Source organism: Erwinia rhapontici, assembly GCF_012271765.1.
Lineage (GTDB): Bacteria > Pseudomonadota > Gammaproteobacteria > Enterobacterales > Enterobacteriaceae > Erwinia > Erwinia rhapontici.
Genome location: NZ_VRKO01000013.1, coordinates 442,144 through 453,368, shown reverse-complemented (window position 1 = coordinate 453,368; position 11,225 = coordinate 442,144). Strand labels below are relative to the sequence as shown.

Annotated in this window: 10 protein-coding genes; 9 read left to right on the top strand and 1 reads right to left on the bottom strand. The window is 53.1% G+C overall.

Translation table 11 applies throughout. From position 1 onward, the window contains the following. The first annotated feature begins 63 nt into the window (after positions 1-63). From FVB43_RS13195 to FVB43_RS13160, 8 genes are all read left to right on the top strand, one after another. Entirely contained in the window at positions 64-1,125 is a 1,062-nt protein-coding gene (locus FVB43_RS13195) for a PhoH family protein (RefSeq protein WP_133845574.1), read from the top strand. Beyond that, entirely contained in the window at positions 1,122-1,589 is a 468-nt protein-coding gene (ybeY, locus tag FVB43_RS13190; RefSeq protein ID WP_133845576.1) for an rRNA maturation RNase YbeY, read from the top strand. The genes FVB43_RS13195 and ybeY overlap by 4 nt, the downstream gene beginning before the upstream one ends. A 128-nt stretch (positions 1,590-1,717) precedes the next feature. After that, positions 1,718-2,596 carry a CNNM family magnesium/cobalt transport protein CorC gene (corC, locus tag FVB43_RS13185; RefSeq protein WP_133845578.1) on the top strand — a complete coding sequence of 293 codons (879 nt, stop codon included), beginning with the start codon at positions 1,718-1,720 and terminating at the stop codon, positions 2,594-2,596. Positions 2,597-2,603: 7 nt separating this feature from the next. Further along, entirely contained in the window at positions 2,604-4,139 is a 1,536-nt protein-coding gene (lnt, locus tag FVB43_RS13180; RefSeq protein ID WP_167864129.1) for an apolipoprotein N-acyltransferase, read from the top strand. A 401-nt stretch (positions 4,140-4,540) separates the two neighbouring features. After that, positions 4,541-5,470, top strand: coding sequence for an amino acid ABC transporter substrate-binding protein (locus FVB43_RS13175; protein ID WP_133845582.1), 930 nt, complete (start codon positions 4,541-4,543; stop codon positions 5,468-5,470). Between the two features lie 243 nt (positions 5,471-5,713). Continuing rightward, positions 5,714-6,445, top strand: a complete 732-nt coding sequence (locus FVB43_RS13170) for an amino acid ABC transporter permease (protein ID WP_133845584.1) — start codon at positions 5,714-5,716, stop codon at positions 6,443-6,445. A gap of 3 nt (positions 6,446-6,448) precedes the next feature. Further along, on the top strand, positions 6,449-7,126 hold the full coding sequence (gene gltK / locus FVB43_RS13165; protein WP_062745345.1) for a glutamate/aspartate ABC transporter permease GltK: 678 nt from the start codon (positions 6,449-6,451) through the stop codon (positions 7,124-7,126). Then, positions 7,127-7,852, top strand: coding sequence for an amino acid ABC transporter ATP-binding protein (locus tag FVB43_RS13160; protein ID WP_133845586.1), 726 nt, complete (start codon positions 7,127-7,129; stop codon positions 7,850-7,852). Between the two features lie 85 nt (positions 7,853-7,937). On the opposite strand, the gene FVB43_RS13155 is transcribed toward FVB43_RS13160, so the two are convergent. Further along, on the bottom strand, positions 7,938-8,420 hold the full coding sequence (locus FVB43_RS13155) for a zinc ribbon-containing protein (protein WP_133845588.1): 483 nt from the start codon (positions 8,418-8,420) through the stop codon (positions 7,938-7,940). Between the two features lie 216 nt (positions 8,421-8,636). On the opposite strand from FVB43_RS13155, the gene leuS reads away from it, so the two are divergent. Then, a complete protein-coding gene (leuS, locus tag FVB43_RS13150) occupies positions 8,637-11,219 on the top strand; it encodes a leucine--tRNA ligase (protein WP_167864128.1) in 2,583 nt (860 codons plus the stop codon). The last annotated feature ends 6 nt before the right edge of the window (positions 11,220-11,225 follow it).

Here is an 11,225-nt window from a genome sequence, read left to right as displayed (position 1 = left end):
TGGCGCTGAAGCCAGACAGTCATCCATTTCTCAACCTGGCCCTGTGTGACCCAAAGGATTAGTTTGAATATTGAAACACGTGAAGTAACGCTGGAACCTATTGATAACGCGCGGCTGCTGAGCCTGTGCGGCCCATTTGATGACAATATCAAACAGTTGGAACGCCGACTGGGTATTGAGATCAACCGCCGTGAAAACGCCTTTAAGCTGGTGGGACGTGCGCTGAGCGTTCATGCTGGCGTAGACATTCTGCGTCATCTTTATGTGGATACCGCCCCTGTACGAGGCCATATCCCGGATATCGACCCGGAACAGATTCATCTGGCTATCAAAGAGAGCGGCGTGCTTGAACAGACCGCGGACAGTGTGCCCGAGTTCGGCAAAGCGATTCATATTAAAACCAAACGCGGCGTGATCAAACCGCGGACGCCAAACCAGGCGCAGTATGTCGCCAACATTCTCGACCATGATGTTACGTTTGGTATTGGCCCTGCGGGAACCGGTAAAACGTATCTGGCGGTCGCAGCCGCGGTGGATGCCCTGGAGCGCCAGGAGATCCGTCGTATTATGCTGACCCGTCCTGCCGTTGAAGCCGGTGAAAAACTCGGCTTCCTGCCGGGGGACCTCAGCCAGAAGGTGGACCCCTACCTGCGCCCTCTGTACGACGCTCTGTTCGAGATGCTGGGCTTTGAACGCGTGGAGAAGTTGATCGAGCGTAACGTGATTGAAGTGGCACCGCTGGCCTATATGCGCGGTCGTACACTGAACGATGCGTTTATCATTCTCGATGAAAGCCAGAACACCACCATCGAACAGATGAAGATGTTTCTGACGCGTATTGGATTTAACTCGAAAGCGGTGATCACCGGTGATGTGACGCAGATTGACCTGCCACGTAACCTGAAATCCGGCCTGCGCCATGCTATTGAGGTGCTGTCCGATGTGGATGAACTGAGTTTTAACTTCTTTCACAGTGAAGACGTGGTGCGCCATCCTGTCGTTGCGCGCATTGTCGTTGCCTATGAAGCCTGGGAAGCTGCCGACCAAAAACGGCGTGATGCCCAGGCAGAAGAACGTAAACGTGAAGCACTGGCTGCCCAGCAGGCTTCACAGGAGAACAAATGAGTAATGTTATTCTGGACCTGCAACTCGCCTGTGAAAGCGAGCAGGGTCTGCCGGCTGAAGCCGATTTTCAACGCTGGCTGGAGGCGGTACTGCCGCAGTTCCAGCCAGAAAGCGAAGTCACTATCCGTCTGGTTGATGAAGCGGAAAGCCGTGAGTTAAACCACACCTATCGCGCAAAAGACAAACCGACTAATGTGCTGTCCTTCCCATTTGAAGCCCCTCCGGGCATCGAACTGCCCCTGCTGGGCGATTTGATTATCTGTCGCCAGGTGGTGGAAGCGGAAGCTACCGAACAGGAAAAAACGCTTGAGGCCCACTGGGCGCACATGGTGATCCACGGTAGCCTGCATCTGTTGGGTTATGATCACATTGAAGATGACGAAGCCGAAGAGATGGAATCGCTGGAGACCGAGATAATGCTTGCTCTTGGCTATCCCGATCCGTACATTTCGGAGAAAGAATAAGTACCTGGCTTGTATCGCCTGAAAATGAAGGCCACTGCGGCTTCAGATGACAGATTTGTACAAGCCATCACGCCTGCCCCACCTGGGGCAGCCGATTTTATTGATAGAGAGACAAACTCAAAAACGCCATGAGCGATGACCATTCACAAAACAATGACAGTCCCAGTACCAAAAAGGGATTTTTTACGCTGATTCTCAACCAATTGTTCCACGGTGAGCCGAAAAACCGCGATGACCTGCTGGAGTTGATCCGTGATTCTGAACAGAATGACCTGATCGACCCGGATACCAGGGACATGCTGGAAGGTGTGATGGATATCGCCGAACAGCGTGTACGCGACATTATGATCCCTCGCTCTCAGATGGTCACGCTCAAGCGTAACCAGACGCTGGAAGAGTGCCTGGCGGTGATTATTGAGTCTGCGCACTCACGTTTTCCGGTGATCAGCGAAGACAAGGACCATGTTGAAGGCATCCTGATGGCCAAGGACCTGCTGCCATTTATGAGCAGTGAGTCTGAGCCGTTCAGTATGGAAAAGGTACTGCGCCCAGCGGTGGTGGTGCCGGAAAGTAAGCGTGTCGACCGGATGCTGAAAGAGTTCCGTTCACAGCGCTATCATATGGCTATTGTGATTGATGAATTTGGTGGCGTGTCCGGCCTGGTGACTATCGAGGATATCCTTGAGCTGATCGTCGGTGAAATTGAAGATGAGTATGACGATGAAGAAGATCGCGATATTCGTCAGCTCAGTCGCCACACTTACACCATTCGCGCCCTGACGCCGATCGAAGATTTCAACGAAGTCTTCAACACCCACTTCAGCGATGAAGAAGTGGATACCATCGGCGGCCTGGTGATGCAGGGCTTTGGCCATCTGCCGGCACGGGGTGAAAGCATTGAGATCGATGGTTACCAGTTTAAAGTCGCGATGGCAGACAGCCGCCGTATTATTCAGGTCCATGTCAAAATCCCGGAAAATTCGCCGCAACCGACTCTGGAAGAGTAACCGACTTATGGCAATTGCCTTATTCTGCCAGCGCCAGCAGGTTCGCCTGCTTTTAGCGCTTATCACGGGTGCCATTGGCACCCTTTCTTTCTCCCCCTATGATTTCTGGCCTGCGGCACTGGTTTCACTGATCGGCTTACAGGCCCTGACGTTAAACCGCAGCACGCGTCAGGCCAGTGCCATCGGCTTTGTCTGGGGCATGGGACTGTTCGGTAGCGGCATTAACTGGGTTTACGTCAGCATTGCCACCTTCGGCGGAATGCCTGGCCCGGTCAATGTCTTCCTTGTGATCCTGCTGGCAGCCTGGCTGTCTCTCTACCCCCTGCTGTTTGCTGCCCTGCTCAACCGCCTGAGCCCGAAAACCACGCTGCTGCGCCTGGCGCTGGCGGCTCCGGTGCTGTGGCAAATGACGGAGTTCCTGCGCGGCTGGATACTGACCGGTTTCCCGTGGTTGCAGTTTGGCTACAGCCAGATTAATGGCCCGCTGAAAGGCCTGGCGCCATTACTGGGTGTGGAAGGCATCACCTTCCTGCTGATGATTATCGCCGGCCTGGCGGTGTATGCCGCACTGAAACGCCATCTGGCTGCTGGTGTCGCCGCCCTGGCATTACTGTTGCTCCCCTGGCCGCTGCGTCAGATCAGCTGGTTCCAGCCTTTGCCCGAGCGGGCAGTGGATGTGGCGCTGGTACAGGGCAATATTGAACAATCGATGAAGTGGGATCCGGATCAGCTGGTGAATACGCTGAAAACCTATACCGCGCTCAGCCGTCCGTTTGTAGGGAAAGCGCCGATCATCATCTGGCCAGAGTCGGCTATCCCTGACCTGGAAACTCGCCAGCAGCCGTTCCTGAAAGCCGTGGATGAACAACTGCGGGCGGGAGGCAGTAGCCTGGTGACCGGCATTGTTGATTCACGCCTCGAAAGCAATCGCTACCACGACTACAACACCATCATCGTGCTGGGCGGACCGCAGCCTTACAACTATTTCAGCAAGAACCGCTACCAGAAGAATCATCTGGTGCCTTTTGGTGAGTTCGTTCCGCTGGAAACCCTGCTGCGTCCACTGGCACCGTTCTTCGACCTGCCAATGTCTTCCTTCAGTCGGGGTGACTACGTGCAGCCACAGCTCCAGGTTGCGGGTTACAACCTGACAGCCGCCATCTGCTACGAAATCGTACTGGGCCAGCAGGTGCGTGACAACTTCAGGCCCGATACCAACTTCCTTCTGACAATCTCGAACGATGCCTGGTTTGGTCACTCCATTGGTCCGTGGCAGCATCTGCAAATGGCGCGTATGCGTGCACTGGAACTCGGCCGCCCACTGCTTCGCAGCACCAATAACGGTGTGACGGCAGTGGTGAATGCTGAGGGTGAGATTGCACAGATTATTCCACAGTTCAAAGCGGAAGTACTGGCAGCCAAAGTCACACCGACGACCGGGCTGACACCTTATGCCCGAATCGGCAACTGGGGTATCTGGGCTGTGACATTACTGTTTGCCCTTGCTGGCGTCCTCTGCGCCTGGCGTTCACGCCGTTCATAACTCTCTCCGGGCGAGGCATGCCTCGCCCCTATCTTTCTCCCCCCATCCCCAACAGCTTATGCTGCATTTCTGTTAAAAAACCGCCGTTGGCACGATGATTGCAAAATATTTCCGTGAAACGTGTGTCAGCCCGATATCAAGTCGCTACGAAATCGTTCGCGCACCGTCATGGCGCAGATATTGCACCCATGCGAAGCATTGTCGAAAGAATCGCACTTAATTGGTGCGGGTTGCATCGCAAAAAAGAAACTTTTCCGTATCACTTCATTAACATTCAGCTATGTTATGGGGGAATGACACCGTTTTCGCTATGGATAAAACAGATAACTAGCAGGAAATACACACATCACATCACGTCGGCGTGGGTTTATTTCGCGCCACAACTGCAAAGGAGTTGGAACATGAAATTACGGAAACTGGGGCTTTGCCTTGCACTGGCAGGATTCGCCTCTGGTATCGCTCACGCTGAGGACGCAAAACCACAGGCAGCAGCTGATGCACAACAGCAAGCATCTACTCTGGAAAAGATTGCTAAAAACGGCGTGATCGTCGTTGGCCACCGTGAATCCTCCGTCCCGTTCTCCTACTACGACAACCAGCAAAAAGTTGTGGGTTACTCTCAGGATTATTCCAACGCGATTGTTGAAGCTATCAAGAAAAAGCTGAACAAACCTGACCTGCAAGTAAAAATGCTACCGATTACCTCGCAGAACCGTATTCCGCTGTTGCAAAACGGCACCTACGATTTTGAATGTGGCTCTACCACCAATAACCTTGAGCGCCAGAAACAGGCCAGCTTCTCCGACAGCATCTTCGTCGTCGGTACGCGTCTGCTGGTGAAGAAAGGCGGCGCGATTAAAGACTTCGCCGATCTGAAAGGCAAAAGTGTTGTTGTGACTTCAGGTACCACGTCAGAAATTCTGCTGAACAAGCTGAACGACGAGAAGAAACTCGACATGCGTATCATCAGTGCAAAAGATCACGGTGACTCTTTCCGCACCCTGGAAAGCGGCCGCGCTGTCGCATTTATGATGGATGATGCTCTGCTGGCAGGTGAACGAGCTAAGGCAAAAAAACCGGCTAACTGGGAAATTCTTGGCACTCCACAGTCTCACGAAGCTTACGGCTGTATGCTGAGAAAAGGTGATGGCGAGTTTAAAAAGCTGATGGACGACACAATTGCCCAGGCACAGACGTCTGGCGAAGCGACTAAGTGGTTCGACAAATGGTTCAAACAGCCTATCCCACCAAAAAATATGACGATGGACTTTGACCTGTCTGACGACATGAAAGCATTGTTCAAAGCGCCTAACGACAAGGCAATGAATTAATAAAGAAAAAACACGCACTGATTCGCGTGTCAACAGGGCGGTACGCTGCCCTACGATTGTTGAACACAGGCTCGGACAGACACAGTCAGGCGGACAGGGCTTACGTTCTGGCGCCTGACGAAGATGCAAACCGGTCGTTCCCCGGTGCGCATATCAAAATATTCTCCCGAAGCAGGGAGAGTATTTGAGCCTCTCATCAATCTTCAGGGTAGCGGTCGCTACCCTTTTTTTCCGGAGTATTTTATGTCTATTGATTGGAACTGGGGAATATTCCTGCAAGAGGCCCCATTCGGTAATACAACCTATCTTGGTTGGCTGTGGTCCGGTTTTCAGGTCACCATCGCCGTCTCCGTTTGTGCCTGGATCATCGCCCTGTTAGTCGGTTCCCTGTTCGGTATTTTGCGAACCGTTCCTAACCGTTTACTGTCCGGTCTTGGCACCTGCTACGTTGAGTTATTCCGTAACGTGCCGCTGATCGTGCAATTCTTTATCTGGTATCTGGTGGTGCCGGAGCTGCTGCCGGAAGGTCTTGGCATGTGGTTTAAATCGGAAATCGATCCGAACATCCAGTTCTTCACCTGCTCCGTGCTGTGCCTGGGTCTGTTCACCGCCGCCCGTGTTTGTGAACAGGTTCGTGCCGCTATTCAGTCACTGCCCAGCGGCCAAAAAAATGCCGGACTGGCCATGGGGCTGACGCTGCCACAAACCTACCGCTATGTGCTGCTGCCTAACGCCTATCGCGTGATTGTGCCGCCGATGACCTCGGAGATGCTCAATCTGGTCAAAAACTCAGCCATTGCTTCCACCATCGGGCTGGTTGATATGGCGGCTCAGGCGGGAAAACTGCTGGACTACTCCGCACACGCCTATGAATCTTTCACCGCAATTACCCTCGCCTACATCGCTATCAACGCGGTGATCATGCTGCTGATGGGGCTGGTTGAACGTAAAGTCCGCTTACCGGGGGGCAAATAAACAATGTATGAATTTGACTGGAGTACCATCGTCCCCAATCTTCCTTACCTCTGGGCAGGGATGGTTGTTACGCTGAAAATCACCGTGACGGCGGTAATTTTTGGCATCATCTGGGGCACCCTGCTGGCGGTCATGCGCCTGTCATCCTTCAAACCTATCAGCTGGTTCGCCAAGATCTACGTTAACCTGTTCCGCTCCGTTCCGCTGGTGATGGTGTTGCTGTGGTTCTATCTGGTGGTGCCAAGTTTCCTGCAGCAGGTGCTGGGGCTGTCGCCGAAGACAGATATCCGCCTGATCTCTGCGATGGTGGCCTTCTCGCTATTCGAAGCCGCGTATTACTCAGAAATCATCCGTGCGGGTATTTTGAGTATTGCTCGTGGTCAGGGTAGCGCTGCACTGGCACTGGGTATGACCCAGTGGCAATCGATGAGGTTGATCATCCTGCCTCAGGCGTTTCGCGCCATGGTGCCGCTGCTGCTTACCCAGGGCATTGTTTTATTCCAGGACACCTCGCTGGTCTATGTTCTGAGCCTGGCGGACTTCTTCCGTACTGCCGATACCATCGGTGTGAATAACGGTACTGAGATTGAAATGGTGCTGTTTGCCGGTGCGATTTACTTCGTTATCAGCCTTAGCGCTTCGCTGTTGGTCAGCTATTTAAAGAAAAAAAGGACTGCGTAAATGATTACCCTGAAAAATGTTTCTAAGTGGTATGGTCACTTTCAGGTGCTGACCGACTGCTCAACCGAAGTCAAAAAAGGTGAAGTGGTGGTGGTGTGTGGTCCTTCAGGTTCAGGGAAGTCGACGCTGATCAAAACGGTGAACGGTCTTGAGCCTATCCAAAAAGGGCTGATTGAAGTGAATGGCACCCCCGTCAACGACAAGAAGACCAACCTTGCCCAACTGCGTTCTAAAGTTGGCATGGTGTTTCAGCATTTTGAGCTGTTCCCACATCTGTCGATCGTCGAGAACCTGACGCTGGCACAGGTAAAAGTCCTGAAACGTAATAAAGAAGAAGCGCGTCAGAAAGGGCTTAAGCTACTCGAACGCGTTGGACTGTCCGCCCATGCCAATAAGTTCCCTGGACAGCTCTCCGGTGGTCAGCAACAGCGTGTAGCAATTGCCCGCGCGCTGTGTATGGATCCTATCGCCATGTTGTTCGACGAACCCACTTCAGCGCTGGACCCGGAAATGATCAATGAAGTGCTGGACGTCATGGTCGAACTGGCGAATGAAGGCATGACAATGATGGTGGTGACGCACGAAATGGGCTTCGCCCGTAAAGTGGCCAACCGGGTGATCTTTATGGATGAAGGAAAGATTGTCGAAGATTCACCGAAGGATGAGTTCTTCAACAATCCACAGTCTGAGCGTGCTAAAGACTTCCTGGCGAAGATTCTGCATTAATCCGTAGGGAGCCAGGTATGCCTGGCTCTGGGTCGGGCATGCCCGACCCCTACATTAATCCGTTGTGCCATTGTCCTGCGTTCATTTATGGCTCAAAGGGCTGACGTACAAACTGGTCATGACTGCACTCCGGGCAACGTTTCAGAACCTCGGGTGTGTAAATCGCCCGCGTATACTGACAGTTCTCACACACCAGATTGCCCAATCCCACCACTTCACCACTTTGATAGACACCATGATGGTTGAGGTCCTGGAAGACCTCGCGCCACTCAAGCTGACTCTTATCCGTAATATCAGCCAGCTCCTTCCACAGGCTCTGACGGATAACCCGCATAAACACGCTATCGCTTAATTCTTCCTGGTTCTCCGCATAGCTGCGGGCAAACTCTTCGAGATCACGACGAACGGCACGACTGACTTCATCAATTTCGCTACGGGTCAACTCACCCCGGTTTTGCATGCGCTGTCGGGCACTCTCCACCAGGGTATCGATGTCACGTTCACCGCGCTCCAGGCGTTGGGTCAGCGAGGACACCAGCTCGCGATAATACTGAGCAACCTTGTTCATAGACACTCCTTATTGATAACGAAAGCGTTTCTCCTCATTCTAGTTGCTGATGGCAAATATCCACATTTTCGCACTGAAATTTGCCGCCGCGCTTCCAGCTTGTAGAGAAATGCCCCGCGGCAGGACGCTTACTGTTGTTGCCTCGGGGCCGAATCAGCTATGCTATGCGGATCTGAATGAACACGAAAAAATTGATACAAAGGACTACTGGCTACTATGCAAGAGCAATATCGCCCGGAAGAGATAGAATCCCATGTTCAGCAGCAATGGGATAACAAGCAAACGTTCAAAGTGACCGAAGAAGAAGGTAAAGAGAAGTACTACTGCCTCTCCATGCTGCCCTATCCTTCTGGCCGCCTGCACATGGGCCACGTACGCAACTATACCATTGGCGATGTGATCTCCCGCTATCAGCGCATGCTGGGTAAAAACGTCTTACAGCCTATCGGCTGGGATGCATTCGGTCTGCCCGCTGAAGGAGCCGCAGTTAAAAACAACACTGCGCCTGCGCCATGGACTTACTCCAACATCGACTACATGAAGAACCAGCTTAAACTGCTGGGCTTCGGCTACGACTGGAACCGCGAACTGGCGACCTGTCAGCCAGAATACTATCGCTGGGAACAGTGGTTCTTTACCAAGCTGTATGAAAAAGGCCTGGTCTATAAAAAGACCTCTGCGGTTAACTGGTGTCCACACGATCTGACCGTTCTGGCTAACGAACAGGTCATCGATGGCTGCTGCTGGCGTTGTGATACCAAAGTTGAGCGTAAAGAGATCCCGCAGTGGTTTGTAAAAATCACGGATTATGCTGACGAACTGCTGAATGACCTCGACACGCTGGAAAGCTGGCCTGAACAGGTTAAAACCATGCAGCGTAACTGGATTGGCCGTTCTGAAGGCGTGGAAATCGAGTTTAATGTCAGCAACAGCCCGGAAAAGCTGCGCGTATATACCACACGTCCTGACACGTTCATGGGTGTGACTTACCTCGCTGTGGCTGCAGGCCATCCTCTGGCTGCACAAGCAGCAGCAAGCAACCCTGCGCTGGCTGACTTTATCGCTGAATGCCGTAACACCAAAGTTGCTGAAGCAGAAATGGCAACCATGGAGAAAAAAGGCATGGCCACCGGCCTGTACGCACAACACCCGCTGACGGGTGAGGACGTGCCGGTATGGGTCGCTAACTTCGTGCTGATGGAATACGGCACAGGTGCTGTGATGGCCGTTCCTGGCCACGACCAGCGCGACTGGGAGTTCGCCACTAAATACGACCTGCAGATCAAACCGGTTATCCTGGCTGCAGACGGCAGCGCACCGGATCTGAGCGAAGCGGCAATGACCGAAAAAGGCACGCTGTTTAACTCCGGTGAGTTTGACGGTTTGTCTTATGAAGAAGGCTTCAACGCCATCGCGACGAAACTGGCCGATAACGGCGTCGGTGAGCGTAAAGTGAACTACCGCCTGCGCGACTGGGGTGTGTCTCGTCAGCGTTACTGGGGCGCCCCAATCCCAATGGTCACCCTGGAAGACGGTACCGTTATGCCAACCCCGGAAGACCAGCTGCCGGTGATCCTGCCAGAAGACGTGGTGATGGATGGCATTACCAGCCCGATTAAAGCCGATCCTGAATGGGCAAAGACCACCGTCAACGGCCAGCCTGCGTTGCGTGAAACCGACACCTTTGACACCTTTATGGAATCCTCATGGTATTACGCGCGTTACACCTGCCCGGATTACGATAAAGGCATGCTGGACCCGGCTGCCGCCAACTACTGGCTGCCAGTGGACCAATATGTTGGCGGCATCGAACACGCCATCATGCACCTGCTTTACTTCCGTTTCTTCCATAAACTGCTGCGTGATGCAGGCCTGGTGAACTCGGATGAACCCGCAAAACGCCTGCTGTGTCAGGGAATGGTACTGGCAGATGCCTTCTACTATCTTGGTACCAGCGGAGAACGTAACTGGGTTTCACCGGTTGACGTGACCGTTGAGCGTGATGAGAAGGGCCGTATCACCAAAGCCAGCGATGCCGAAGGCCATGAGCTGGTGTATGCCGGCATGAGCAAAATGTCGAAGTCGAAAAACAACGGCATCGACCCACAGATCATGGTTGAGCGTTACGGTGCAGATACTGTTCGTCTGTTTATGATGTTTGCTTCACCAGCAGAAATGACGCTGGAATGGCAGGAATCCGGCGTGGAAGGGGCTAACCGCTTCCTGAAACGTGTCTGGAAGCTGGCGTTTGAACATACAGAAAAAGGTACAACGGTTGCCCTGAACGTTGATGAACTCAACGACGATCAAAAAAGCCTGCGTCGTGACTTGCATAAAACCATCAGTAAAGTGTCTGATGATATCGGCCGTCGTCAGACCTTTAACACCGCGATTGCGGCAATTATGGAGCTGATGAACAAACTGGCACGCGCCCCACAGGAGAGCGAACAGGATCGTGCGCTGATGCAGGAAGCGCTGCTGGCCGTTGTACGCATGCTCAACCCGTTTACCCCGCACGCCAGCTTCGTGCTGTGGCAGTCGCTGGGTGGCGCTGGGGATATTGACAACGCACCGTGGCCGCAGGCAGACGACGCTGCAATGGTAGAAGATTCACTGCTGGTTGTGGTACAGGTTAACGGCAAGGTGCGCGGTAAAATCACCGTAGCCGCTGACGCTAATCAAGAACAGGTGCAGGCTCGCGCTGCGCAGGAGCATCTGGTGGCCAAATATCTCGATGGCGTCACCATTCGTAAAGTGATTTACGTACCGGGCAAGCTGCTTAACCTGGTCGTTGGTTGATGTCTG

Bases quoted from the DNA above. Each gene is read 5' to 3' on its own strand.
- ybeY (WP_133845576.1), top strand. From the start codon at position 1,122: ATGAGTAATGTTATTCTGGACCTGCAACTCGCCTGTGAAAGCGAGCAG.
- corC (WP_133845578.1), top strand. From the start codon at position 1,718: ATGAGCGATGACCATTCACAAAACAATGACAGTCCCAGTACCAAAAAG.
- lnt (WP_167864129.1), top strand. From the start codon at position 2,604: ATGGCAATTGCCTTATTCTGCCAGCGCCAGCAGGTTCGCCTGCTTTTA.
- FVB43_RS13175 (WP_133845582.1), top strand. From the start codon at position 4,541: ATGAAATTACGGAAACTGGGGCTTTGCCTTGCACTGGCAGGATTCGCC.
- FVB43_RS13170 (WP_133845584.1), top strand. From the start codon at position 5,714: ATGTCTATTGATTGGAACTGGGGAATATTCCTGCAAGAGGCCCCATTC.
- gltK (WP_062745345.1), top strand. From the start codon at position 6,449: ATGTATGAATTTGACTGGAGTACCATCGTCCCCAATCTTCCTTACCTC.
- FVB43_RS13160 (WP_133845586.1), top strand. From the start codon at position 7,127: ATGATTACCCTGAAAAATGTTTCTAAGTGGTATGGTCACTTTCAGGTG.
- FVB43_RS13155 (WP_133845588.1), bottom strand. From the start codon at position 8,420: ATGAACAAGGTTGCTCAGTATTATCGCGAGCTGGTGTCCTCGCTGACC.
- leuS (WP_167864128.1), top strand. From the start codon at position 8,637: ATGCAAGAGCAATATCGCCCGGAAGAGATAGAATCCCATGTTCAGCAG.